The 24,521-nt window shown below is 71.1% G+C and carries 20 protein-coding genes; 4 read left to right on the forward strand and 16 right to left on the reverse strand.

Annotated features, from left to right (window positions below; all coding sequences use genetic code 11):
* Window positions 1–27: 27 nt before the first annotated feature.
* From ABZ863_RS04655 to ABZ863_RS04700, 10 genes are all read right to left on the reverse strand, one after another.
* Window positions 28–1,200, reverse strand: coding sequence for an MFS transporter (locus ABZ863_RS04655; protein ID WP_358531065.1), 1,173 nt, complete (start codon window positions 1,198–1,200; stop codon window positions 28–30).
* Between the two features lie 63 nt (window positions 1,201–1,263).
* Window positions 1,264–2,763, reverse strand: a complete 1,500-nt coding sequence (locus ABZ863_RS04660; RefSeq protein ID WP_358531067.1) for a glutamate--cysteine ligase — start codon at window positions 2,761–2,763, stop codon at window positions 1,264–1,266.
* A 345-nt stretch (window positions 2,764–3,108) separates the two neighbouring features.
* Window positions 3,109–4,512, reverse strand: a complete 1,404-nt coding sequence (locus ABZ863_RS04665; protein WP_358531068.1) for an FAD-binding oxidoreductase — start codon at window positions 4,510–4,512, stop codon at window positions 3,109–3,111.
* Window positions 4,513–4,558: 46 nt separating this feature from the next.
* On the reverse strand, window positions 4,559–7,723 hold the full coding sequence (locus tag ABZ863_RS04670; protein ID WP_358531070.1) for a BTAD domain-containing putative transcriptional regulator: 3,165 nt from the start codon (window positions 7,721–7,723) through the stop codon (window positions 4,559–4,561).
* Between the two features lie 9 nt (window positions 7,724–7,732).
* Window positions 7,733–8,002 (reverse strand): SHOCT domain-containing protein, encoded by a 270-nt coding sequence (locus ABZ863_RS04675; protein WP_358531072.1) that lies wholly within the window; start codon window positions 8,000–8,002, stop codon window positions 7,733–7,735.
* 18 nt (window positions 8,003–8,020) lie between these two features.
* On the reverse strand, window positions 8,021–8,932 hold the full coding sequence (locus ABZ863_RS04680) for a universal stress protein (RefSeq protein WP_358531074.1): 912 nt from the start codon (window positions 8,930–8,932) through the stop codon (window positions 8,021–8,023).
* Between the two features lie 19 nt (window positions 8,933–8,951).
* Window positions 8,952–9,296, reverse strand: a complete 345-nt coding sequence (locus ABZ863_RS04685; protein WP_358531076.1) for a spore germination protein GerW family protein — start codon at window positions 9,294–9,296, stop codon at window positions 8,952–8,954.
* Window positions 9,297–9,336: 40 nt separating this feature from the next.
* Window positions 9,337–9,930, reverse strand: a complete 594-nt coding sequence (locus tag ABZ863_RS04690) for a hypothetical protein (protein ID WP_358531078.1) — start codon at window positions 9,928–9,930, stop codon at window positions 9,337–9,339.
* 105 nt (window positions 9,931–10,035) lie between these two features.
* Entirely contained in the window at window positions 10,036–11,202 is a 1,167-nt protein-coding gene (locus ABZ863_RS04695; RefSeq protein ID WP_358531079.1) for a CapA family protein, read from the reverse strand.
* A gap of 348 nt (window positions 11,203–11,550) precedes the next feature.
* A complete protein-coding gene (locus tag ABZ863_RS04700) occupies window positions 11,551–12,981 on the reverse strand; it encodes a DUF4389 domain-containing protein (protein ID WP_358531080.1) in 1,431 nt (476 codons plus the stop codon).
* A gap of 155 nt (window positions 12,982–13,136) precedes the next feature.
* Here ABZ863_RS04700 and ABZ863_RS04705 point away from each other — a divergent pair, with 155 nt between their 5' ends.
* A complete protein-coding gene (locus tag ABZ863_RS04705) occupies window positions 13,137–13,385 on the forward strand; it encodes a PLDc N-terminal domain-containing protein (protein ID WP_358531082.1) in 249 nt (82 codons plus the stop codon).
* Between the two features lie 22 nt (window positions 13,386–13,407).
* Here ABZ863_RS04705 and ABZ863_RS04710 read toward each other — a convergent pair whose 3' ends face one another.
* Genes ABZ863_RS04710 through ABZ863_RS04730 form a run of 5 tightly spaced genes read right to left on the reverse strand, consistent with a single transcriptional unit; the run spans window position 13,408 to window position 19,081 of the window.
* Window positions 13,408–14,376: a magnesium transporter CorA family protein gene (locus ABZ863_RS04710; RefSeq protein ID WP_358531083.1), complete on the reverse strand. Its 969-nt coding sequence runs from the start codon at window positions 14,374–14,376 to the stop codon at window positions 13,408–13,410.
* A 38-nt stretch (window positions 14,377–14,414) separates the two neighbouring features.
* A complete protein-coding gene (locus ABZ863_RS04715; RefSeq protein ID WP_358531085.1) occupies window positions 14,415–15,518 on the reverse strand; it encodes an acetate/propionate family kinase in 1,104 nt (367 codons plus the stop codon).
* Window positions 15,518–17,854 (reverse strand): phosphoketolase family protein, encoded by a 2,337-nt coding sequence (locus ABZ863_RS04720; protein ID WP_358531086.1) that lies wholly within the window; start codon window positions 17,852–17,854, stop codon window positions 15,518–15,520. Before ABZ863_RS04720 ends, ABZ863_RS04715 begins: the two co-directional genes overlap by 1 nt.
* A gap of 40 nt (window positions 17,855–17,894) precedes the next feature.
* A complete protein-coding gene (locus ABZ863_RS04725) occupies window positions 17,895–18,692 on the reverse strand; it encodes a universal stress protein (protein WP_358531088.1) in 798 nt (265 codons plus the stop codon).
* Window positions 18,689–19,081: an Hsp20/alpha crystallin family protein gene (locus ABZ863_RS04730; protein WP_358531090.1), complete on the reverse strand. Its 393-nt coding sequence runs from the start codon at window positions 19,079–19,081 to the stop codon at window positions 18,689–18,691. Before ABZ863_RS04730 ends, ABZ863_RS04725 begins: the two co-directional genes overlap by 4 nt.
* Before the next feature lie 229 nt (window positions 19,082–19,310).
* On the opposite strand from ABZ863_RS04730, the gene ftsH reads away from it, so the two are divergent.
* The 3 genes from ftsH to ABZ863_RS04745 all read left to right on the forward strand — a co-directional run bounded on the left by ftsH (window position 19,311) and on the right by ABZ863_RS04745 (window position 23,920).
* Window positions 19,311–21,263 (forward strand): ATP-dependent zinc metalloprotease FtsH, encoded by a 1,953-nt coding sequence (gene ftsH / locus ABZ863_RS04735; RefSeq protein ID WP_358531092.1) that lies wholly within the window; start codon window positions 19,311–19,313, stop codon window positions 21,261–21,263.
* A gap of 77 nt (window positions 21,264–21,340) precedes the next feature.
* Window positions 21,341–22,723 (forward strand): AAA family ATPase, encoded by a 1,383-nt coding sequence (locus tag ABZ863_RS04740; RefSeq protein ID WP_358531093.1) that lies wholly within the window; start codon window positions 21,341–21,343, stop codon window positions 22,721–22,723.
* 15 nt (window positions 22,724–22,738) lie between these two features.
* Window positions 22,739–23,920: a site-2 protease family protein gene (locus tag ABZ863_RS04745; protein ID WP_358531095.1), complete on the forward strand. Its 1,182-nt coding sequence runs from the start codon at window positions 22,739–22,741 to the stop codon at window positions 23,918–23,920.
* Here the strand turns inward: ABZ863_RS04745 and ABZ863_RS04750 are convergent.
* The gene (locus ABZ863_RS04750; protein WP_358531097.1) at window positions 23,889–24,158 is read right to left on the reverse strand and encodes a DUF1876 domain-containing protein; all 270 of its coding nucleotides are present in this window, start codon (window positions 24,156–24,158) and stop codon (window positions 23,889–23,891) included. The genes ABZ863_RS04745 and ABZ863_RS04750 overlap by 32 nt on opposite strands.
* Window positions 24,159–24,521 lie beyond the last annotated feature (363 nt).

The following is a 24,521-nucleotide window of genomic DNA, read 5'->3' on the forward strand; positions in this document are numbered from 1 at the left end:
CGTGCCGTCACCGCAGGTCAATCCCGGTCAGTCCGGATCCTGCCGGTCCACCGGCAGGTTCCGCGCCGCGAGGCCCGCCCAGGCAAGCCCCGCGGCGGTGACCCCGAGAACGCCGGCGGCGCCCAGCCCGGCGGCCACGAGCCCGATCGCGCCGGGCACGAGTACCTGGCCGGCCCGGTTACCGGTCAGCCGCAGCGACATCGCACGTCCGCGCAGTCCCGGCGGAGCCGACTCCGCGAGCCACGACATCGTCAGTGGCTGCCCGACACCGAGGCCGAAACCGGCGAGGACGATACAACAGGCCAGCGCCCAGATCGGCAGTGGGACCGCGGCCAGGCCCAGCCCCACCGCACCGGCCGCGATACTGACGAGCAGCAGCCTGCGGCGCCCGATCATCCGCGTGAGCCTGCCCAGGAAGAGCCGTGAGACCATCGATGCCGCGGCCCGCAAGGCCAGCAGCATGCCGACGACGCCCGATGCGATGTCTCGCTCGGTGCCGAGCGCCGGCAGGTACACCAGCGTGATGTCCACGGCCGCGAGGACAACGCAGCTCGTGAACAGCGCCCTGGCGAGCCCGGGCAGCCGCAGCAGATCGCCGACACCGGCTTTCGTCCTCGCCTCGCGGGCCTGTGCGGGGCCACCGCCGCGGACGGCGAACGAGCAGGCGAACAGCACGACCGCCAGTGCCGTCGCGCCCTGGAAGATCGGCGTCGTGTCCGGAATCGCCCTGGTCCCGCCGAAAAGGATGATCAGCAGCGGCCCCGCCGCCTGGCCGAGCGACGCGGCGAAGGTGTAGTAGCCGAACGCCGTGTCGAGCCTGCCGGCCCCGGCTGTGTTGGCCACCAGAGCCTGCTGACCGACCACCGCGCACAGGTGCGCGGTGCCCAGCAGCACGCTCCCGGCCACGAGCCCCGGCACCGATCGTCCGAAGCCGAGGAACACCCCGCCCGCCACAGCCATCAGCAGGCTGCCCGCGATCATGATCCGGCGCTCCCCCAGCCTGTCGACCAGCTGACCGGCAGGCAGCGCGAGCACGAGCGGTACCAGTGCGAAGCTGCCGGAGAGCACACCCAGCCACGCCGCGGGCACCTCCAGCTCGAGCGCGCGGTAGGACGTCGCCGGGCGCAGCACGAACGTCACGAGCTGGGTCAGCGTGGAGTGCGCCAGTAGCGCCCACATCCATGATCGGGCGGGCATCATGCGCGAACAGTACGTGATGACGCCGGCGCGGCGATGCCGCCACGTCGGCGAACGTGACGCCTCTCATGTGTCAGCGCTGGCACCGCGGCGCTGCGGCCAGGTGTGAACCGGCTCGTTGGTGTGCATGTGGGTCCGGTACTCCCGGACCATCCGCCGCAGCGCCTCCCTGCGGCTGAGCGACGTTGTGTCGTACAGGCGGTGGAACTCACGGATCTGCCAGCCTGCGCCCGTCACGCCCGTCAGACAGCGCTGCTCGACGATGCCCAGCAGCCGGTCCCGCTCGGCGGACTCCACATCCCAGCGCCGCAGTCCCTCGTCCGCCAGCGGCAGCAGGCGGCGCAGGATCAGCTCGCGCACGGGTACTGTGCCCACCCCCGGCCAGTACAGCGAGGTGTCGATGCCCCGCCGGGCCGCCGCGTGGAAGTTCTCCTGCGCGACACCGAACGACATCTCTGTCCACACGGGACGGTCGTCGTCGGCGAGTGCGCGCACGAGTCCGAAGTAGAACGCGCCATTGGCCAATGTGTCCGCAACGGTCGGCCCGGCGGGCAGCACCCGGTTCTCCACCCGCAGATGCGGACGGTCCCGCACGACCGCATAGACCGGGCGGTTCCACCGGTAGATCGTCCCGTTGTGCAGCCGCAGCTCCGCGAGCTCCGGGATGTCGCCCCGGTCGAGGACCTCCATCGGATCCTCCTCCGAGCAGATGGGCAGCAGCGCGGAGAAGTACCGCACGTTCTCCTCGAAAAGGTCGAAGATCGAGGTGATCCATCGCTCGCCGAACCACACCCGTGGCCGCACGCCCTGTGCCTTGAGTTCCTCGCTGCGGGTGTCGGTGGCCTGTTCGAACAGCGCGACGCGGGTCTCCTGCCACAGTTGCTTGCCCAGCAGGAACGGCGCGTTCGCACCGACCGCGACCTGTACACCAGCGATGGCCTGCGCCGCGTTCCAGAACGCGGGGAAGCGCGCGGGGCTGACCTGGAGGTGGAACTGGGTGCTGGTGCAGGCGGCCTCAGGCACGATCGTGTCGCTGGTCGCCTGAAGCCGCTCGGTCCCCTCGATGGCGATCTGCACGTCCTCACCGCGCGCGGTGAGGATCTGCTGGTTGAGCAACCCGTAGCGCGGGTTGCCCGACAGCGCGGCGCCGGTCAGGTGCTCCGCGCGCAGGGTCGGCAGGATCCCGATCATGATCAGGTGCGCGCCGACCGCCTGTGCCTTGGTCTCGGCCGCGTTGAGGCTGGCCCGGACATCCCGTTCGAAGGCACCCGTACCGCGCCCGGCGAGCTGCCGAGGCGCCATGTTGACCTCCAGGTTCCACTGCCCCAGCTCGGTCTGGAACGCCGGGTTCGCGATCGCCTCCAGTACGCGGTTGTTGCACATCGCGGGTTCGTCGGCGGCGTCCACGAGGTTCAGCTCGATCTCCACGCCGGTCAGCGGGCGGTCGAACGTGAAGTACGGACCCTGCAGCATGCGGGCGAACGCGTCGAGGCACCGGCGGACCCGCACCCGGTAGCGCGTACGGTCCGCCCGGGTGAACGTGCGCTGCTCGACGTCCTCGCCCACGCCCCCCGGTGTACCCACCAGTTACCCGCTCATGCAGGCACCCGCGGCGCGGGGCCGCGAGTCCCCCGCCCACGCACGCGAGTCCCCCGCTCGGGGCCGCCAGTTGCGCGGCCAGGCGCGCGAGTCGCCCGCTCGGGGCCGCGAGTCCCCCGCCCACGCACGCGAGTCCCCCGCTCGGGCTCGGTCGGTGCGCCACTCCGTCGGCGGTACGCGGAAGGGCGAACCGCAACCGGTGCAGTGCGGGCAACTCGCGCGCTGGACCGGGGGACTCGCCGGCCGGAGCGGGCAACTCGCGCGCTGGACCGGGCAACTCGCCGGCAGGTGGGCCAGCACAGTCACGCACAGTCACAGCTTGGGCGCGATGTTCTGGTTGAGGCGGAAGAGGTTGGTGGGGTCGTAGGTCTCCTTCGCCGACACCAGCCTGCGGTAGGTGTCCGGCGGGTAGGCCGCACGCACCCGGTCGGCACTGCCCTCCCCCGTGAAGTTGACGTACGTCGCCGCGTCCGGCCCCAGCGCCGAGGTGACACCGCGCGCCCACTCGACCGCCTCGGCGAAGCCCTGCGCGTCGGGGGTCCGCCCGATGACGTTGACGATGTAGTCGTGGTCGCGCACGGCGAAGGCGGTGGAGTCGGCCGGCACCCTTGCCATTGCCCCACCGAGCTGGTGCAGGTGGATCTCGCACAGCGGCCCCGGCACCTGGTCGAACGCCGAGAGCAACGTCTCGAGCGCGGCGTCGCCTGCCACGCGCAGGAACACCGAACGGAAGTAGTTGTGCAGGCCGCGCGGGTACAGCGGGTCGAGGGCCTGCTGCCACGCCACGTACGGATGTGGAGCGAACACGTCCGCCAGCACCGTGCCCAGCGAGCGGAACGGCGCCGTCGCCTCCTCACCGCGGTCGCCGTCAGCGGCCCAGCAACCGCCGATCGCCACCACCCGGCGGCCGTGGGCGTGCTCCGGCAGGAACGGCAACGGCGGGGCGGTCGTCAGGTTGACCAGCGTGGTGAGCTCGTCCGCGGCGCCGGCGCAGGCTTCACGGTAACCACGCAGCACCTGCTCCGCCTCCTCTGCGGGGTAGAAGACCAGTCCGGAGTAGACGGTCAGGCCGATCTCGTGCAGGTCGTAGTCGAGCGAGGTGACGACGCCGAAGTTCCCGCCCCCGCCGCGCAGCGCCCAGAACAGGTCAGGGTGCTCGTCGGCGCTGGCGTGCAGGTACCGGCCATCGGCGGTGACGACGTCGGCCCCGGCGAGGCTGTCCAGGGTCAGACCGCACCGCCGGACGAGCCAGCCGATGCCGCCGCCCAGCGTGAAGCCCGAGATCCCGGTGGAGGAGACCAGCCCACCGGTGACCGCGAGACCGAACTGCTGTGTCTCGGCGTCGAGATCCCGCCACAGGCAGCCCGCCTCCGCCCGCGCCTGGCGGGCGGCGAGGTCGACGCGCACACCGCGCATGGGCGAGAGGTCGAGCACGATGCCGTTGTCGCAGGTCGAGAACCCCGGGATGGAGTGCCCGCCGCCGCGAACGGCCAGCGGCAGGCCCTCACTGCGGGCCAGCTCCACGGTGCGGAGGACGTCGGCGACGCCTGCGCACCGGGCGACGAGCGCGGGACGGCGGTCGTGTGCGGCGTTCCAGATGCCGCGTGCCTCGTCGTACTCCGCATCGCCCGGCCGGACAACGGTGCCGCGCATCCCACCGGCGAACTCGCTCAGGGTGGCCGTGCCGATTTCCTTGACGTCCTGATGGGGTGTCATGTCGGATTCCCTTCAGCCATATGGGGCCGACGGTAGGGAGCCGCACTCAGCATCCGGTCAACACGAGCCGGAGCGCGTGGACACGCGCCTCGGCGACGGCGCAGTGCTGCCTGCCGAACAACACGGCAGCTCGGTCCAGCTCGAGACCGGCACCGGCCTGGTCGCCGAGGTCGGCGGCCAGCTCCGCCGCCATGAGCCGGTGCCAGCCTTCGATCCGCGGCCAGGTCTGGTGGGCGAACCGCCGCACGGCTCTGCCGTAGAGCGTCCTCGCCGCGGGGAGCCTGCCCGCCGCCAGCTCGATGGCGGCCAGCATGCCGAGCAGACCCGAGGCGGCGGGACGGTCGTCGATCGCCTCAGCCGCGGCCAGGCAGGCACGCACGTCGTGCCTGCCGCGCTCGATGTCCCCGCTGACCGCACGGACCACGCCGAGGTTGGCGCTCGTCAGCAGCTCACCGCGGTGATCGCCGAGCCGGCGCCGAATCTGCCGCGCCTCCGTGAGCCGCTCGGCGGCCTCGCCGTACTCCCCCGCATCACGCAGCACGCAGCCGAGGTGGTTGAGGCTGTGCGCCCGGCCGAGGTCATCACCGAGCAGGGCGAAGGCATCGACCGACTCGCACACCATCGCCCTGGCGAGCCGGGACCGCCGCTCCAACCGGGCCGTGTAGCCCAGCCCCGACAGGACGTAGCCGATCCCCTGCGCGGCACCGACCCGGCGGCCCATCAGCAGCGACTCCTCGAAGAACGGCACGATCCGGTCGCCGATCGGCCCCGGCACCACGCACGGGGTGACCACGGGGAGGAACGGCGGTGACTCGGGGTCGGTCTCGCCGAGCTCGGCGAGACAGGTGCGCAGCAGGCTGCCTGCGGCAGCGGCGTTCTCGCGGGCCAGCGCGCACATCCCCAGTAGCCAGGCGCCGCCCGCGCGCAGATCGGTGCGGCCGAGCTCCGCGGCCCGTTCCCGTGCCTCCCGCGCGATCCGTTCGGCGTCTACGACGTCGAGGGTCGCCCAGACGAGCGTCGCCTGCACCAGGCGGTAGCGGATCACGGTGACCGGATCGCCGAGCCGCTGGACCAGCGCGACAGCCTCCTCGCCTTCCCGGAGCAACCGGTGTCCGCGCCCGCGCCGCGCGTCCAGCCCGGTCAGCCCGAGGAGTGCCCGCGCGCGCAGAAGGCTGGGTTCGGGTGCCGCCGCCAGTGCCCGCTCGAGCCAGTCACCGCCCTCGACCGCATGCCCGCGCAGGAACCAGTACCGCCACAGGCGGGTCGCGAGCGCGAGCGCCGTGGACGGATCGGTGGCCAGCGCCCAGCGCAACGCGGCCCGGAAGTTGTCGTGGTCGGCATCCAGCAGGCGCGGGTTCTCCGTGCTCGCGGTGACCGACTCCCCGGCGTCGTGCGCGAGGGCGACCTCCAGGTAGTGCGCGCAGTGCGCGGCCGCGACCACCGGCCGCTCGGCGCTGCCCCGCAGGCGCTCCGCGGCGAACTGCCGCACCGTGTCCAGCAGCCGCAGCCGCGTGCCGCGCGCAGTCCGGTCGGTCAGCACGAGCGACTTGTCGGCCAGCCTGCCGAGCACGCCGAGCACCTCGTCGCGGCGCAGCGGCGGCAGGCCGCACACCACCTCAACGGCCTCGACGGTGAACGGACCTGCGAACACCGAGAGCCGGCGGAAGAGCACCTGCTCACCGGCGTCGAGCAGGTCGTGGCTCCAGGCCAGCGCCGCGCGCAGCGTCTGGTGCCGGGTCACGCCGAACGCACCGGCGCCGAGCGTCGTCAGGGCGTCCTCCAGGCGGGTCACCAGTTCCGCGGGTTCGAGCAGCGATACCCGCGCCGCGGCCAGTTCGAGCGCCAGTGGCAGGCCGTCCAGGCGACGGCACACCTCCGCGACCGCGCCGGCGTTGGCCGCGCTGAGCGTGAACTCCGGTCGCACCTGGCGGGCCCGTTCGACGAACAACCGGGCGGACTCGAACTGGCCGAGCCGGGCCGCGTCGTAGGAGCCGGCCGGGCCAGGATGCGGCACCTCCAGCGATGGCACCCGGAAGGTGACCTCCCCTGGCGTACGCAGCGGCTCGCGGCTCGTCGCGAGTATCCGGATGCCGGGGCAGCCCGCGAGCAGGGCCGCGACGGTGCGCGTGCAGGCGTGCAGCAGGTGCTCGCAGGTGTCCAGCACCAGCAGGCCCCTGCGGTGCCGGAGCTGGTCGATCAGTGCACGCGTCGGGTCAGGACCGGAACCGGGGGCCAGGTCGAACGCGGCTGCGATCGCATCGGGCACGAGCCTGCCCTCGGCCAGCGCGGCGAGGTCGGCGAACCACACCCCGTCGGGCTGGGCGGCTGCCGCCTCCACCGCGAGCCGGGTCTTGCCGCAGCCACCGGGGCCGGTGAGTGTCAGCAGGCGTGTGCGGCGCAGCAGTGTGCGAACCTCACCGAGTTCCCGCGCACGGCCGACGAAACTGGTCAGCGCCACGGGCAGTCTGTCCTGCGCGGGTGGTTCGGCGGTCAGCAGCTCGCGGAACAGCTTCCGGGTGCGGGTGTCGGGATCGGCACCGGAGGACTCGAGTAGGTCGTCACGCAGCTGCTCGTACCGGGCGAGTGCCGCCGGTTGCCGTCCGGTCGCCGCGAGTGCCGCCATGACACCACGCACGGCGACCTCGTTGAGGCCATCGGCGCCGAGCACCGTGTCGAACTGCAGCCGTGCCTCGTCGAACGCGCCCGCCGCCAGCCGGTGCTCGGCCTGCCGCAACAGGAGTTCGTGGTGGAGCGCGCGCAGCGCTGTCCGCCGCGGCTCGAGCCAGTCGGCGTAGGCCAGTTCCGGCAGCAGCTCGCCCCGGTAGCGATCGAGCGCTGCCTGCAACAGTTCGTCGTCGTCCACTGCGAGCGCCTGCTCGGCAGCCCGCTCGAACTCGATCACGTCGACCTCGATCGGCCCACCCGCGTGCAGCAGGACCAGCTCGTCCCGGACCGTCAGCAGGTCGCGGGTGCCGGTTTCGCCGATGGCACGCCGCGCCACGTACAGCGCCTGATGCAGGTTGTGTGCCGCCGCCGCGGGTTCGAGATCCGGCCAGAGGTGATCGAGAATCCGGTCGCGGTGCATCCGCTGCCCTGCTTCGAGCGCGAGCGCGGCGACCAGGATCCGCGCCTTGCGCAACCGCCAGCGTCGCGAGTCGACCCGTCCCGCGCCGGTCTCCACCGCGAATCCGCCGAGCAGCTCGATGCGCATGGCAACGGCTCAGCGCCGTGAGCCCCGGTCCATGTTGGCGCGTAAGGCTTCCAGGCGTCGGCTGTACTCCTCTTCGTCGATCTCACCACGAGCGAACCGCTCGGCCAGGATCTGCTCGGCGCCGTACGCCTGGTTGACCTGCCTGCCACGAGTGGTATCCCGGCTGAGGAACCGGAACAGCGCGACGAGACCGCTGACCACCAGCCCCACGAACAGCAGCAGGGTGACGGCGATGAGGGTGTAGCCCAACGGCCCCAGGCCGTCGTCGTACCAGTACATCAGCGTGCTCCTTCAGGGTCAGGGCGTGCACCTGTCCTGGGTCTGCGGGCGCACGACGAGCACCGGGCACTCCGCGTGCTGGATCAGCGCATGGCTGGTGGAGCCGAGAAGCAGCCCACGGAACCCGCCCCGGCCACGGCTGCCCATGACCACCAGCTGCGCCGTCCGCGAGCGGTCGAGCAACTGGTGGCGTGGCCGGTCGAGAACGGTCACGCGTTCCACCGTGACGTCGGGATACTCCTCCTGCCAGCCGGCGAGCCGCTCCGCGAGCACGCGCCGCTCGTCCTCCTCGTGCGCGCCGCCCTCGAAATGCACCCGCGCCTCGGTGACGTACTCGACATCCAGCCACGCGTGCACCGCCACCAGGGGCACCCCACGCAGCGACGCCTCCCGGAACGCCACGGCGACCGCCTGCTCGCTCACCGGGCTGCCGTCCACACCGACGACGACCGGGGCGTCCGCCGGCGCCGATGTGCCCTCCGCGCGCTGCCGCACGACCGCGACGGGACACGCCGCATGGCTCGTGAGCGCCAGCGTGGTCGATCCGGCGAGCACTCCGGAGAACCGGCCGAGACCCGAGCTGCCGAGCACGACCATGCGAGCGGAACGGGACTCCTCCAGCAGCAACGGCACGGCCGCCGTCGCCGGCATGGCCACCTCGATGCGGAGCGCGCTGCTCACCGCGGCGGCCTCGTCGTGCGCCGCGGCCAGCAGGCGCAGTGCGTGCGCTTCGAGCTCGGCGTAGAGCTGCGGGCTCAGCGGCAGATCCCCACCGTAGAAGTGGTCGGTGTAGCCGAAACCGTGCACGATCCGCAGTGGCACGTTGCGTGCTGCCGCTGTTTCCGCAGCCCACCGGACGGCACGCGTAGCCGCGTCCGACGTGTCGACACCGACCACGATCGGGCCTGTGTCCAGTTGCCCGGACGTCATGGGTGCCCTCCGGGACGCGTCAGGCGCGTTTGGCCGCCCTGGCTTTCGCGATACGGGCGCGGGTCAGCAGGTACACGACCAGGACACTCGCGACCGCCACCACCAGCCGGTTCACATCCACCGCGGGAAGCCAGCGCACCGTGGAGTTCTTGATGGTGTACGCCCCGACCGGCCGCCCACCGACACCGACTCCGCCGCCTTCCCCTTCCTGACCCTTCTGGTCGTGGCCCTGGCCACCGCCACCACCTCCGCCGACGGCGGCAGCGGGAATCACGGTGACGCCGTCGGCCTCGACGGGCTCCGCGTAGACGCGCCGCGCCGACACGGCGTCGTGGGCCTTGCTGAGCACCTCGTCGAGCTTCATGATGACCTCCCTGTACACAAGTGACGGCCGCCCGGCTGGGTCACGAACCACTCCACTGCCGATCGGCACGTTCCCATTCCCGATCCCACTCACGCATCCGGAACCGGCCGAGCACGCGGCGCACCATCACGAACACGACCGCGCCGCCGAACACGACCGCGAGCCAGAACATTCCGCCTGCGGCAATACCCTGCCCAGTGGCCCAGCCGGCGGTGCGTGGTGCGCTGACCGCCGACCCACTACCGTCGAGCCACACCCCGACCTTGGTGCCCCGCGGCAATCCCGCCTGCACCGGGACGGTGCCCTGGCGCACCGACCCGTCCGGCAACTGCCATTGCGCGGGAGTCCTTGCCGTCTGCACACCACCGCTGCTCGCCATCGGCGGCACTGGCGCGTCCTGCAGCAGCATCGCTGTCGCGCGATGCCGGCTACCCGCCTCGGACTCCACCGTCCGCATCCCGGCCACCTCGGCCGAGGAGCCCCGTGTCACCGCGAACGGAACCGCCACGAGGACCCCGATGATCAGCGCCAACAGTAGGTAGCCCTCGGCCCGGTCCCACGACCGTGCCAGCGGATTGCGGCCAGGATGCACGAGCCGGTACAGCCTGGCGAGATACCCCGTGGATGCCGGCATGGTGTATCCCTCCTTCGGTCCCGAAGGTCAGCATCGCCGGACGGCGACCTCGCGTGCAGAGTCGTTGGTCCCGGCCGCGCAGGGAAAACGCCATCTCCGGCCGCGCTAGAGCGCGTCCGGGGCGTCCCCGAACGTCACCGGGTCGAACAGGGCCGCCTCCCCCGTGTCCGCAACGGCGTGGTGGCGCGCGACGAGCATGCCGTCGGCCGTACGGCTGATCCGCGTTCCGAACGCCGCGCTGATGCGCGCCAGCGTTTCCCGCAGCCAGGCGGCATCGCCGGGATCGGCCGCACGCAAGCGAAATCGTTCCGCGCGCAGCGGCAGCATCCGTAGCTCTGTGAGCACACCGTGTTCGTCGAACGACGGAAAGTACAGCAGCCGCAACTCATCGCGGTAGTCCTCGAAACCGCCGATGCCCTCGTAGTCGTTGATCAGGTCCCCGCAGCCGTAGAAGATCGGCTTTCCGTGGTAGATCTCGACAGGCCGCGGGTGATGTGACGAGTGGCCGTGTACGACGTCGGCACCGGCGGCGACGAGGCGGTGGGCGAACTCGACGTGTGCCGGTGGCACCTGGTAGCCCCAGTTCGATCCCCAGTGGACCGAGAAGACCACCACGTCTCCGAACCGTTTCACCGACGCGATCTCGGTCGCGATGTCGTGTGCCGTGCCGGAGGAGAGGTCGGCCAGCAGGCGCACCCCCGGCCGCCCCGGTGTCGCCGCCCAGGCCGTGGGGACACCGCTGGACTCGGTGGCGGCGGCGAACACCACGACGCGGTGGCCGTGGCGGACCCTGACCACGGCAGGGCGCGCTGCCTCGGTGGCGGTCCGGCCCGCTCCTGCCGTCGCGACACCGGCACTTTTCAGGACGGCCAGCGTGTCGATGAGGCCGCGGGCCCCGAAGTCGAGGACATGGTTGTTGGCCAGTACACACACGTCGGGTCGTGGCATGAGAACCGCGCGAAGGTTACCCGGGTTCATCCGGTAGCAGACCGCTTTGCCCACAGCGAAGTCGTCGCCTGCCGTCACCGCGGTCTCCAGGTTGAGCACGCACGCGTCCGGTTCGAGCGCGGTGACCACCCGTAGTGCGCGGCCCCACGGCCAGGAATACGTGACCGGCCGGGGTATCGTGCCGTGCCGCCGTTCCGCGGCGTAGACGTAGTACCGGGCGTCACGAACGTGCGGCTCGTTGAGCGTGGGGTCACCGGGATGTGGCAGCACCTGGTCGATTCCGCGGCCGGTCATCACATCACCGGCGAGGCAGAGCATCGTCATCGCATGCCGACCTCGTCTTTCCTCTGCGCTGACCGTAGTTTCGGCGGCCGCACACGAACCAGCGTGCGTTGGTCCCCGGCAACAGGGACCTTCGACCGTATGCGGTCCGCGGACGCAGGCCCCACACTGGAACTCGCAAGCGACCGCTCGGGGGCGCTTGCACCAGGCGGGTGGCGTCGGGGGATGCGCCCGCCGTGCGCGACGTCCTGGCGGTTCGGGGCCGACCGACGTACGCGCCGCGGTGGTGGGGCGATATGCCAGGCGGTATCGCCCCACCACTCATATGATGACCAAGGCCGCGCCGTATAGGACGTTATACAACACTTCTGTCCGAAGTGGATGGAGACCTCAGGCTTCGGGACGCCGTTCGGCGGGCGGCTGCGGCACCCGGGATGCCCGGCGCACCGCCACCACGATCAGCACTTCAGCGCCCGCCAGCACCACGATTCCGATACCCAGCACGCTCAAGCCCACCGCCCCGAGTCCGGGAACCGTGGCACCGGCTTGCGCCCGCACACTGACACCCGGGCTGCCGTCCGCGTTCATGATGACGACCGTCCAGTCGCCTGCGGGCGCGGGCAGGGCAACCGTCTGAATTCCCGTGCCGCTGGCTTGCGCCAGCCACGGACCCGCCGTCGTGGGTGGCCCTGCCGGCGGCCCGCCGTCGTGCACGACGAGCCCGTTCTCAGCGGTGTCGCTCACCGTCGCGTACTGCACACCGGATAGGTACCCCGCGGCTACGGGCGGCGACGCGATGCCGACGAAGACCGGCGTCCCCGTCCTGCTGAGCACCCGGATTCGTACGTCGCCGAGGTTCGACGAGACGGGCACCCAGCCGGTGGACATGCTCGTCACCTCAACCGGCCCGCTGGTTATCGCATAGGCCGGCGTGCTGAACCTGTTCCCCACCGTGAGGTACCCGTCCTCGTCACGTCCGGGCCCGTTGACCCACAGCAGGACCGACGCGGCGGTCAGCAGGAACATGGAGATCAGGCCGAGGATGACGCCCAGCACCACCGACACGATGCGGCCCGCCGTCCAGCCACCGCGCCCCGGGTTCTGCCCCGGGTTCTGCCCCGGGTTCTCCGGTTGCGGCGGCGGAGGCCCGGCAGTCGGCTCGGTGGTCGCCGGGTCGGTGCCACCCTGGTCGAGCCGGAACGGCGGGTAGACGTCGGTCATCAGCGCGGCGTACGCGCCGACTCGCACGACCCAGCGGTCGAGGCCGACCACGAGGTCGAACATCGACCGCGGATACCTGCCGCCGAACAGCAGCGCGATGGCGGCGAACAGCACGAGTATCCCGATGAGTCCGCCCCACCTCGCGTAGGCGTAGTCCCAGTAGTACCACCAGCCACCGATGAAAACGCCGACGATGATGTACTGCGGTATCGCCAGCAGCCACCACTTCACCAGCACCAGCCCACGGGAAAGCCGCTCCGGGTAGTCGATGTCGAGCCGGGCCGGGTAGTCGGGAACGTCCGCGAGCGTGAACGGCGGGTAGCGGTCCGTGCCGAGCGTGGCATAAGCGTAGAACTGGACCCGCCAGGTCCACCGCAGAACGCCGACGTTGAAGTCGAACATGCCACGCGGATAGCTGCCTGTGATGAGGATGGCGAAGAAGGCCACGATGGTCACTACAGCGAACGCGATCCACAGGAACCACAACAAAATGTAGTGCGGGATCGCGAGCAGCCACTTCACCAGCCAGAGCCACCGGGACAGCCGTGGCTCGAACGAGCCGGTGACGTGGACCGGATACGTTCTGGTGGGCGCGGTCACGAATACCACCTCCCGGCAACGGTGCGAGCCCGGCACGTCCGGACATCCTTGCAGGATCCGGGCGCGGCGCCGCCGAAGGGCAGAAGCGAAGGTCCCCACCAGTAGTGGCTTCCGACCCTCTTTACCTACTCCGCCACAACTGACACAGTCGGTGCATGGACGCCGACTCCCGGCTGTCGCGATGGCGGCGCACACGCTGGCGCGACCTGTCTCCCCGTCAGCGAGCAGCGTTCACCGCACTGGGCGCCGTGGAGCTCGCACTGGCCGCGGCCGCGTGGACGGATCTGGCGCGCAGGCCCAGCGAGGATGTTCACGGCTCGAAAGGCGTCTGGGCACTGGTAATCGGAATCAACGTCATCGGCCCGCTCGCGTACTTCCGCTACGGCAGGCGTAGTCCACAGTAGACTGTGTGGGCAAAAGCACCGATCACAGCCAATCGCGCCGCTTGAACAGTACGTACAGCGCCGCGGACAGCGCGAGCATCACCCCGGTCGAGACCCAGAAACCCCACAGCTGCCCGAAACCGGGATACGGCAGGTTCTGCCCGTAGAAACCGGTGATCGCGGTCGGCACCGCGATGATCGCGGCCCAGCTGGTGACCTTCTTCATGATCAAGCTCATACGGTTGGCCTGAATGGACAGTTGAGTCTCGCGGACGGTGGCGAGCAGTTCGCGCAGCGACTCCGTCCATTCGGACACACGCAGCATGTGGTCGTAGACGTCCTGGAAGTAGGGCAGCAGCGCGGGGCTCAGCGGCCGGGAATCCCGTCGCAGCAACGAGTTCACGACCTCCCGCATCGGGATCACGGTGTGCCGCATGCCCATGAGGCTGCGGCGCACCCGCAGTGCGCGCCGCTGCAGTGTGGCCGGATCCTTGCGTGCGGCGAAGACCAGGTCCTCCAGCGACCCGATCTCGTCGTCGAGTTCCTGTGCGGCGCCGAGGTAACCGTCCACCAGGTAGTCGAGCAGGCCGTACAGCAGGAAGCCGACTCCTTCCTTGGCAAGGTCCGCGTTGTCGTCCCAGCGTTCGACGACCGCGGCGATGTCGAAGCGGGCGTCCCTGCGGATGGTGACCAGCACGCGGTCGGTGATGAAGGCGTCGAGCTGGCACTCCACGAGCTTGCCGTCCTGCAGGCGCGCGGAATAGCTGGTGAGGAACCAGTGGTCGCCGAAATGGTTCAGCGCGGGCCGCTGGTGTTCCCCCGCGACGGCGTTGTCCACCGCGAGCTGGTGCAGCCCGAGCTCCTCGCCCAGCGTGCCCAGTTCCTGCTCGTCCGGGCCGCACACGTCGATCCACACCGTCGCGGCCGGGTCCCGCAGGTGCTCCGGCAGCTGCGCCAGCGAAACGTCCTCGGCGTCCAGAACGCCACTGCGGTAGACGCGTGTTCGTGCCATGCCCGGAGCCTAGAGCCCCGGTGGTGCGAATGCCCGCATCACGGGGTAGGCGCACCCAGTGGTGTTCCCGCCAGCACCTTCTCGGCCTCCCGCGCGAGTTCAAGGTCCTCACGGCTGGTGATGACGAGGACTTCCGCACCACCGCCGGCGCCGATTGCCCTGTCGCCGCCCGCGACGTTGCGGACCGGATCCACCTCGATGCCGAAGTGGGCACCGGCGAACACCTCGGCACGCAGCCACGGCTGGTGCTCCCCCACCCCACCGGTGAAGACCACGGCGTCGACGACGGCGAGCGACACCGCCTGCGCCGCGATCTCCCGGCGCAGCCGGTGCAGGTACACCTCCAGTGCGAGCGCAGCATCGGCGTCACCGCGTGCGCGGGCCGCGAGCACGTCACGGATGTCCCCGCCGGTGCCGGACAGCCCGGCCAGACCGGAGTGCCGGTTGAGCTCGGTGTCTATTTCGGACACCGAAAGACCGTGATGGCGCATGAGGTACAGCAGGATGCCGGGATCGATCGACCCCGAGCGGGTCGCCATCGCCACGCCCTCGAGCGGGGTGAACCCCATCGAGGTGTCGACGCTGCGCCCGGCCTCGACCGCGGTCACCGAGGCACCGGCGCCGAGGTGGCAGCACACCAGCCCGAGCTCGGCCGGCGGCCTGCCGAGTAGCCGCGCTGCCTGCCTGCTGGCGTAGGCCAGTGACAGGCCGTGGAACCCGTAACGCCGGACCCCGTACTGCCGCCGCCAGCGGGGCGGCAGCGGGTAGGTCGCCGCCCTGGCCGGCAGCCCGGCGTGGAACGCAGTGTCGAAGCAGCCGATCACCGCAACGCCCGGCAGCGCGCTGCGGGCGTGGTGGGCCAGCGTGAGCGAGCGCGGCTGGTGCAGGGGCGCGAGCGGGGTCCAGCGTTCCAGCTCGGTGAGCTCGGTGTCGTCCAGCCGCACCGATCCCGTCCGCGTGCCGCCGTGCACGATCCGCACCGCGACGGCATCCACCGGGCCGTGCCGCTCGGCGAAGGTGTCCAGTTCGGCGAGCCGGGCTCCGCTCCAGCTGCCGCGGGTGAGCTGCGCGGTCGCGGTGCCGTCGTCGACGACGGCCAGCTTGACGCTGGAGGACCCGGGATTGAGGGTGAGCACCCGCATCAGGACCGCCACCGCCAGCCGCGGATCTCCGGGAGGTCCTCACCGGTGCGCCGGATGTGGTCGTGGTGGCGGTCGAGTTCGGTGAGGAGCCGCTGCCGGAGGTGGCCCAGCCTGCCTGCCACGCGCGGAACGCGTTCCAGCGCGGCGAGCGCGAGGTGGAACCGGTCGATCTCGTTGAGCACGCACATGTCGAACGGTGTCGTCGTGGTGCCGTTCTCGCTGAAACCGTGGACGTGCACGTGATCGTGGTTGCGGCGGTTGTAGGTCAGCTCGTGGATCAGCCACGGGTAGCCGTGGAACGCGAAGATCACCGGCGCGTCACTGGTGAAAACCGCCGAGTAGGCACGCTCGCTCATGCCGTGCGGGTGCCGCTCGGGCGTGGCGAGCCGGGTCAGGTCGACCACGTTGACCACCCGGATTCGCAGGTCCGGCACCAGGTCGCGAAGCACGCCCACGGCGGCGAGGGTCTCCTGCGTCGGCACGTCCCCGGCGCAGGCCAGCACCACGTCCGTACCACCGGCGGCATCGGTACTGGCCCACTCCCAGATCCCGAGCCCATGCACGCAATGTGCCCGCGCGGCATCGCTGTCGAGGTACTGCGGCGCCGGGTTCTTGCCCGCGACGATGACGTTGACCAGGCCCCGCGAACGCAGGCAGTGATCGGCGACGTGCAGCAGGCAGTTGGCATCCGGCGGCAGGTAGACGCGCGCGACCTCGGCGCGCTTGCTCAGGATGTGGTCGATGAAGCCTGGATCCTGGTGTGAGGCGCCGTTGTGATCCTGCCGCCAGACGTGTGAGGTGAGCAGGTAGGTCAGGCTGGGCAGCGGTCGCCGCCACGGCACACCGGCCGCGGTGTGCAGCCACTTCGCGTGCTGGGCGACCATCGAGTCGACGACGTGGGCGAACGCCTCGTAGGTCGAGAACAGCCCGTGCCGCCCGGTGAGCAGGTACCCCTCCAGCCAGCCCTGGCACAGGTGCTCCGACAGGACCTCGAACACGCGACCGTCGGCGGCGAGGTGGTCGTCACCGGCGTGGCTGGGCAACAGCCACCGCCTTCCGGTGACGTCGAAGACCGCGTCGAGCCGATTGGACGCGTGTTCGTCGGGAGCGAACAGCAGGAAGTTATGGTGCTCGGCGTTGCGGACCAGCGTCGCGCGCAGGTAGTCGCCCAGTGCACGCGTTGCTTCGGCGACGTCGCTGCCGGGCGCGGACACCGTGACCGCGTGAGCGGACACCTCGGGCAGCCGCAGGTCGCGCTGGGTCAGGCCGTGTGCCATGGGGTGCGCACTCATCCGCAGCTCCGCGCGCGGATGCCAGGACCGGATGCCGGGCACCGGGGCGCCGTCGGTGTCGAACAGCTCGTGCGGTCTGTAGGACCGCATCCACTCCTCCAGCTGCACGAGCTGCTGCGGGTCGGTGCGCACATCGGGCAGCGGCACCTGGTGCGAGCGCCAGTTGCCCTCCACCGGCTTACCGTGCAGCGTGGCGGGACCTGTCCAGCCCTTCGGCGTACGCAGCACGATCATCGGATGCCTGCGCTCGCCGATGCGCGTGAAGCACTCGTCCAGCGCCGCGGCGTAGGCCGCGTGGACCTCGGCGGGGTCGCCGCCCTCGACGTCGACGGGCTCCCAGCCGTGACCGCGCAGCAGCGCATGCAGGTCGTCGCGTGGCAGCCGCGACAGCACCGTCGGGTTGGCGATCTTGTAGCCGTTGAGATGCAGGATCGGCAGCACCACGCCGTCGCTGACCGGGTTCAGGAACGCGGGCGCATGCCAGCTGGTCGCCAGCGGGCCGGTCTCGGCCTCGCCGTCCCCCACGATGCAGGCAACCACGAGCCCGGGATTGTCCAGCGCCGCACCGGTCGCGTGGGCCAGCGAGTACCCGAGCTCCCCGCCCTCGTGAATGGAACCGGGCACGTGCGGGTCCGCGTGGCTCGGCACGCCGCCGGGGAAGGAGAACTGCCGGAACAGCCTCCGCATCCCGTCGGCGTCCCGCCCGATGTCCGGGTAGCACTCGGAGTAGGTGCCTTCGAGCCAGGTGGCCGCGTTCAGTCCCGCCGCGCCGTGCCCGGGACCCACGACCAGCAGCACGTTCGCCGACCTGCGCATGATGATCCGGTTGAGGTGCGCGTAGGTGAGCGTGATTCCCGGGACGGTGCCCCAATGGCCGAGCAGCCGCGGTTTGATGTGCTCCAGTGCGAGCGGCTCGGTGAGCAAGGGGTTGTCCAGCAGGTAGAGCTGTCCCACCGACAGGTAGTTGGCCGCGCGCCACCACGCATCCACTCGGGCGAGCTCGTCGGCGTACTCGGGGCCAGGTGTGACCGTCTGCTCGGTCACCGCAACACTGTTGACTGCCACGGGTTTCCTCCGCTCGTTGTCAGGTAACGCGGACGACGGCCACGGGGCAGCGCGCGTGCGCCAGGAGGGCCTGGCTCGTCGAGCGGAGCAGCAGCCCCGCAACGCTGCCGCGCCCGTGTGACCCCACGACCATCAGCTGGGCCTGCCCTGCCGCGCCGAGTAACGCGGCCGCGGGCCGGTTGGCGTGCACGGCGAACTCCGCTACCTCGACGTGGGGGTACTTCTCCCGCCAGCCGGTCAGTTCCCGGTGCAGGCGCCTGCGCTGCTGCCGGGCCACCGCATCGGCGGTGTCGTGGGGCCACGGGCCGCCCCAGCCGTGGAAGGGCGCCAGCTCCTGCCACGCCCACACGGCTGCCAGCGGTACCTCCCGCATAGCCGCGGCCGCGAAGGCGAAGCCCACCGCGTCCGCGCTCACCGGCGAACCGCTCACTCCCACAACAACCGGGCCGTGGTCGACGGCATCCCCGCTCGCGGGCACCACCACGACCGGGCAGCGGGCGTGCGCGACCATCGCGACATCGATCCGGCGCAGCCCACTGCGCTTCCGTGAGCCCAGCACCAGCAGGCTCGCACCGGAGGACGCCGCCGCGAGCACGTCACGCGCCCGCCCGCGGTGCACGGCATACTCGACCCGTACTTGCGGCGCCGCACTCCGCGCGATGCCGGCCGCATCGCGGACCCACTGCTCCCCCGGTTCGGCCAGCACGAGACGCAACGGCACCCGGCGGCGCGCGGCCTCCCGCGCCGCCCAGCCGGTGGCACGCAACGCAGCCACCGTTCCGTCCACACCCACCAGAACCGGTTCGGACGAGATCACGCCCGATTGACCCGGATCTCCCGCTTTTCCGCGCTCTTCGCGAGCGGGACGGTCAGCTCCAGAATTCCGTTGTCGTACCGGGCCTCGATCTTGCTCGGGTCGGCGTTGACGGGAAGCCGGACGGTGCGGCTGTAGGCGCCGTAGTGGAACTCGCTGCGCCCGCTCTCCTTCTTCTCCTCACCGCGCCGCGCACGGATGGTCAGCTCGTCGTTCTCGACGGTGATCGCGATGTCACGATCGGGGTCCATGCCGGGCAGTTCCGCACGCAACACGTACTTGTCGTCGGCGACGTAGTCCTCCAGCCGCATCCGCGGGCCGAACGGGAACTCCGATTCGAGCCACTGGAACACGTCGGGGAGCAAGCCACCGCGCGGGACGATCGACGCCATGTGCACCACTTCCTGGTCGAAGCAACATCCCTGACCTCCTCGACGCAATCCCACGCCGGCACCGCATCGGTAGGGGCGCCCTGCCCCACGGCGCGGGACCAACGGCCCACCCGGAAGGCGCCGCCCCTTCTGCCCAGCCGGTCAGGGACTTTCGACCCGCGACAGCACCGGCCTCGGTGCGTGACGCTGAGTGGTGCCCGGGGCGGGCCGAGCGCGGGAGGAGGCAGCCATGTCACGTATGGCGAAGCCCGGGCCACCACCTGACCCGCCGCCGGCGCAGCGGGAGCAGCCACCGCCGCCGCGCTGGCGGCGGTGGCTGCTCCCGCTGGGCATCGTGGTCACACTCGGACTGCTGTTCCTGCCCAACCTGCGCACGGGCACGGTGGCGTCGCTGTCCTACACACAGTTCGTCGACGACGTCACCAACAACCAGGTGCAGTCGGTGACCATCGAGAGTGACGGCTCGGTCAACGGCAGGCTGCAGAACGGTTCGGCGTTCACGAGCCAGCTTCCGACCGCACTGAACAACACGCAGCTGGAACCGTTGCTGCGCAGCAAAAATGTGCAGATATCGGCGAAGAAGGCCTCCGGCAGCAACTGGGGCACCCTCCTGCTGACCTTCCTGCCACTGCTGCTGCTGATCGGGTTCTTCGTGTGGACGGGCAGGCAGGCGCAGCGCTCGCTGGCCTCGGGCGCGCTCGGCGGGTTCGGCCGGTCCAAGGCGAAGATCATCGAGGCGGAGCGTCCGACGACGCGGTTCGCCGACGTCGCCGGCTACGACGGGGTCAAGCAGGAGATCGGCGAGATCGTCGACTTCCTCCGCGCACCAGGCCGGTTCGCCGCCGCGGGCGCCGTCGGGCCCCGCGGGGTGATCATGGTCGGCCCGCCCGGCACCGGCAAGACACTCTTCGGCCGCGCGGTCGCGGGCGAGGCCAGGGTGCCGTTCCTGGCCATCAACGGCTCCGCGTTCGTCGAGATGTTCGTCGGCGTCGGCGCATCCCGGGTCCGCGACCTGTTCGAGGACGCCAGGGAACGGGCACCGGCGATCATCTTCATCGACGAGCTCGACGCGGTCGGCAGCCGCCGCGGCATCGGCGGCACCGGCGGCAACGAGGAACGGGAGCAGACACTCAACCAGCTACTGGCCGAAATGGACGGTTTCGACCAGAGCAGCGGTGTGGTGGTGCTCGCCGCGACCAACCGCCCTGAGGCGCTCGATCCCGCGCTGCTGCGGCCGGGACGATTCGACCGCCAGGTGACGATCCCGCTGCCGAACCAGGCCGAGCGCGCCGCGATACTGCACGTGCACACCCGCGGCAAACACCTGTCCCCCGACGTGGAACTGGACCGGCTCGCGCGCGCCACCCCCGGGTTCTCCGGCGCCGATCTGGCCAACGTCATCAACGAGGCGGCCATCAACGCGGTACGGGACAACCGGACCGTCATCAGCCCTGACGACGTCAGCGCCGCACGCGACCGGGTACTGCTCGGCCGCAGGGAAACCTCCAACGCACTGCTGCCCGAGGAACGGCGCTCGGTCGCCGTGCACGAGTCCGGGCACGCCCTGCTCGCGGCTCTGTGTGAACACGCCGACCCGGTGGACCGTGTGACGATCCTGCCGGCTGGGCTCGCACTCGGCGCCACCGAGCAGCTGCCCGAGGCCGAGCGGCACCTCTACAACGAGTCCTACCTCAACGACCTGCTCACCGTCCGGCTGGGTGGACGCGCCGCCGAGCTCGTCGTGTTCGGCCAGGGGTCCACCGGCGCGGCCAACGACCTGAGCGGTGCGACAAAGCTGGCCACCCGCATGGTCACCGAGTTCGGGCTGTCCCCGACTCTCGGCCCGGTCGGCTACGAGTCCGGCGAGCCGAGATACCTGCCCGGCGCCGGCGGGGCGGTCGAACCGCTTCGACGCCGCTACTCCGAGCAGACCCAGCGGCTGGTCGACGAGGAGGTCGCGCGCCTGCTGCGCGATGCCGAGGACCGCGCCGTGGACATGCTCACCCGCCACCGGAGGGCTCTGGAACGGCTCGCCGACGAACTGGTCGAACGCGAGACCGTCGACGGGGCCGCGGTGCTCGAGGTGCTGCGCACGGAAGAACAACCGCGCGCCGATGGACGAAAGGCCACCGTCGCGGCGACGGACGCGCGACCAGGGTCAGGACCCTCATCACTGGGCTGACCGCCGGATGCGGAAGGCCTCGTGTGCAAGGACTTCCGGCCCTGTGTGCGGGCCGCGGGCGGGGGCAGGCTGAGCGCATGTCCGGCTCCGGCCAGTCCAGCGCGCCCGGCCCCTCCACCGGGTCGTCCGCGCGGGCGGCAGTGCACGAAACCGAGCACAGCGTGGTGTTCCTGGTCGGCGACCGCGCGTACAAGCTGCACAAGCCCGCCGGTGACAGCGCCACGCGCGCGGGCCGCGAGCAGTCCTGCCGCCAGGAGGTCGAGCTCAGCCGGCGCCTGGCGCCCAGGACCTACCTCGGTGTGGCGACGGTGACCGATCCCGCCGGGCAGCCGTGCGAGCACCTCGTCGTCATGCAGCGGATGCCCGAGGAGCAGCGGCTCACGACGCTGGTCCGGCGGGGCGAGCCGCTCGCCACCGGCATCCGCCTGCTGGCGCGCGAGCTCGCGGAGTTCCATGCGGTCGCGGCACGCGGTGAAGCCGTTACGTCACAAGGGTCCCGGGACGTGATGCGCGCACAGTGGCGGGCAACGCTCGACCGGGCACGCACCAGCATCGGCGCCGAGACGCTCGTGACGATCGAGAAGCTCATCGATGAGTTCCTCACCAGCCGGGCGGCCCTGTTCGACCGCAGAATCGCCGAGGGGCGCATCGTCGACGGTCATGGCGATCTGTTGGCGGACAACATCTTCCGGACCGGCGAGACCTTCCAGGTGCTCGGCGGCCCCGACCTCGGTGTGCGGGCCCGCTCGCTGGACGGGCTCAACGATGTGGCGCTACTGGCAGCCGATCTCGAACAGCTCGGCGCCGCCGACCTGGCCACCCTGCTCGTCGGGGCCTACACCGAGTACGCGGGCGATCCCGCACCACCGGCGCTCTGGCACCACTTCCTCGCCTACCGCGCGCTGTCACTCGCCGCGGACCCGCGCCGGCCTGCCCGCCAGCTGGCCCGGATGGCGCTGGACCACCTGCGGGCAGGTGCGGTCCGGCTGATCCTCGTGTGTGGCGGACCGGCATCCGGCAAGTCGACGCTCAGCACCGCACTCGGTTTACGGCTCGGCGCCACCGTGCTCAGCACCGACCGGGTACGGGCGCAGCTCGCCGGTTCGGCGGCGGTCCCGGCGGTGGCCGTGTACCCCGAGCTGTTGCGCCAGGCCGGCGAGCGACTCGGGCTCGGCGAGACCGTGATCCTGGACGCCTCCTGGAGCCACCCGGAGCACCGTCTTGCCGCGCGGGTGGTCGCGGCCCGCACGCACAGCCGTCTCGTTGCCCTGCAGTGCTGGGCGCCGGCAGCGACGACCGTGCACCGGCTCGCGCACCGCACCGGTAAGGCATCGGGCCGGCCACTCGGCGGAACCGCGGAGATGAACCCGTGGCCGGATACCTATCGCGTACTGACCGCCGGCACACCCGACGACGCACTCGTGCAGGCACTGGCCGTCATCTGGGAGGAATCGCAATGACGAGCCGAGGTCACCATGTTCCGTAGCGCGATCCCACTGGGACGCATCGCCGGCATCGCCGTGGCCGTGCACTGGTCGGTGCTGATCGCCGTCTTCCTCTTCACGCAGATCCTCGCGGTGCAGGTGCTGCCGGCGACCGTGCCGCGGCTGGCACCGGGCTGGTACTGGGTCGCCGCGACCGTGACGTCGTTGTGCCTGCTGGCCTCGCTGCTCGCGCACGAGCTGGCGCACGCGCTGCTGGCCCGTCATTACGGGGTACGCGTGGGGCGGGTCACCCTGTGGCTGCTCGGTGGCGTGGCGGAGCTCGAGAGCGAACCGCCCACCGCGCGTGCCGATCTGGTGATCGCCGCCGGCGGACCCGCCGCCAGCCTCGGCATCGGCGGCGTGTGCTGGGGCATTGTCGCGCTGACCCAGCACTGGCTGCCCGAGCTGCTGCTCGCCGGGCTGCTCTGGCTGGCGCTGACCAACATCGTGCTCGGTGTGTTCAACCTGCTGCCCGGCGCGCCGCTCGACGGCGGGCGGGTAGTGCGCGCGCTGGTGTGGAAACGCGGAGGCGACCGGGTACGCGCCAACGCGGTCGCCGCCCGCTGCGGGCAGGTCCTCGGCGTCGCCCTCGCCGTGCTGGGGCTCGCCGAGGCGCTGCTGGCCGGCAGGCTGAGCGGCCTGTGGCTGAGCCTCATCGGCTGGTTCCTGATCGTCGCCGCGCAGGCCGAACTCAGCGGCGGGCGCCTGCACCAGCTCCTCGACGGCGTCCCGGTGCGCGCGGTCATGACCACCGAGCCGGTCACCGCGCCCGGCTGGTGGACCGTGGACGCCTTCCTCGACCACGTTGCCGCCTCCGCGCGGCACCGGGCGTTTCCCGTGCTGTCGTTCGAGGGGAGGCCGCTGGGCGTCGTGAGCCTTGCCGACGTGGCGAAGCTGCCCGCGGACAGGCGCCTGGCGACCCGGGTCTGCGACATTTCCCGGACCCCACCCGCCGTGACGATGGCCGCACCCGACGACCCACTCACCGACGTGGTGAGCAAGATCGTGCTCCGGCCCGGTCGCGACCTGCTGCTGGTGTGCGAGCAGGGCACGCTCGTCGGCATCGTCTCCGCCGGTGACCTCAGCAGGGCGCTGGAGCTCGCGGCGCTGGCGCCGTCCCGCCCGAGCGCCCCTACACGGCCTACTCGCTCAGGTGCGCGGGACGCCGGGTGATCGCCTCGATATCCTCGGCGGTCGCCTCGATCAGCTGATGAGACAGATCCGCCAGCGCACGTGCGACCGCCAGCTCGTCCCCGATCTCGGGCACGTCCCGGTCACGCGGATTCCTCCTGGCGTTGCCGACACCGGTGCGCATGCTGCCCGCGCTGGTCCGCAGCCTGGCTTCGGCCCTGGTGCTGCGCTCCTGTTCGCCGATGATGATCTCGACGTTCCAGGTCGTGACGTGTTCCATCATGACTCCTCACGTCATCGCCGCTTGCCCGCCGGTCAGCATCGGCGCACGAGCCCGCCACTGCGCAGAGTCGGAGGTCCTGACTCGCCTGAGGCCAACGCCACTACTGTCCTTCATGGACTCCAACCCCGAACGGCGACAGGCCGCCTCCGTGCCCACTGGCACGTCGGCGGCCTGCCACCCCCCCTTAGAGGTCACGCAGATAGGGAACGTTCGGGCGGGCAGCGCCCAGGCGGCGAGCTACTGCGTTGTCGGACAAGGCAAGTACAACTGACCCGCCTGCGACCCGTCCTCCGCCTTGTATCTCATCCACCTGGACGCCGCCCGCTGATCCGAGACCCCTATCCGCGCGACCTCTTATTC

It is taken from the genome of Saccharomonospora sp. NPDC046836 (assembly GCF_040645195.1).
In the GTDB taxonomy this organism is placed as follows: Bacteria; Actinomycetota; Actinomycetes; order Mycobacteriales; family Pseudonocardiaceae; genus Prauserella_A.

Bases quoted from the DNA above. Each gene is read 5' to 3' on its own strand.
- ABZ863_RS04670 (WP_358531070.1), bottom strand. From the start codon at position 7,723: ATGCGCATCGAGCTGCTCGGCGGATTCGCGGTGGAGACCGGCGCGGGA.
- ABZ863_RS04745 (WP_358531095.1), top strand. From the start codon at position 22,739: ATGTTCCGTAGCGCGATCCCACTGGGACGCATCGCCGGCATCGCCGTG.
- ftsH (WP_358531092.1), top strand. From the start codon at position 19,311: ATGTCACGTATGGCGAAGCCCGGGCCACCACCTGACCCGCCGCCGGCG.
- ABZ863_RS04730 (WP_358531090.1), bottom strand. From the start codon at position 19,081: ATGGCGTCGATCGTCCCGCGCGGTGGCTTGCTCCCCGACGTGTTCCAG.
- ABZ863_RS04680 (WP_358531074.1), bottom strand. From the start codon at position 8,932: ATGACGTCCGGGCAACTGGACACAGGCCCGATCGTGGTCGGTGTCGAC.
- ABZ863_RS04665 (WP_358531068.1), bottom strand. From the start codon at position 4,512: ATGACACCCCATCAGGACGTCAAGGAAATCGGCACGGCCACCCTGAGC.
- ABZ863_RS04675 (WP_358531072.1), bottom strand. From the start codon at position 8,002: ATGTACTGGTACGACGACGGCCTGGGGCCGTTGGGCTACACCCTCATC.
- ABZ863_RS04750 (WP_358531097.1), bottom strand. From the start codon at position 24,158: ATGGAACACGTCACGACCTGGAACGTCGAGATCATCATCGGCGAACAG.
- ABZ863_RS04705 (WP_358531082.1), top strand. From the start codon at position 13,137: ATGGACGCCGACTCCCGGCTGTCGCGATGGCGGCGCACACGCTGGCGC.
- ABZ863_RS04690 (WP_358531078.1), bottom strand. From the start codon at position 9,930: ATGCCGGCATCCACGGGGTATCTCGCCAGGCTGTACCGGCTCGTGCAT.
- ABZ863_RS04740 (WP_358531093.1), top strand. From the start codon at position 21,341: ATGTCCGGCTCCGGCCAGTCCAGCGCGCCCGGCCCCTCCACCGGGTCG.
- ABZ863_RS04685 (WP_358531076.1), bottom strand. From the start codon at position 9,296: ATGAAGCTCGACGAGGTGCTCAGCAAGGCCCACGACGCCGTGTCGGCG.
- ABZ863_RS04695 (WP_358531079.1), bottom strand. From the start codon at position 11,202: ATGACGATGCTCTGCCTCGCCGGTGATGTGATGACCGGCCGCGGAATC.
- ABZ863_RS04655 (WP_358531065.1), bottom strand. From the start codon at position 1,200: ATGATGCCCGCCCGATCATGGATGTGGGCGCTACTGGCGCACTCCACG.
- ABZ863_RS04715 (WP_358531085.1), bottom strand. From the start codon at position 15,518: ATGCGGGTGCTCACCCTCAATCCCGGGTCCTCCAGCGTCAAGCTGGCC.
- ABZ863_RS04710 (WP_358531083.1), bottom strand. From the start codon at position 14,376: ATGGCACGAACACGCGTCTACCGCAGTGGCGTTCTGGACGCCGAGGAC.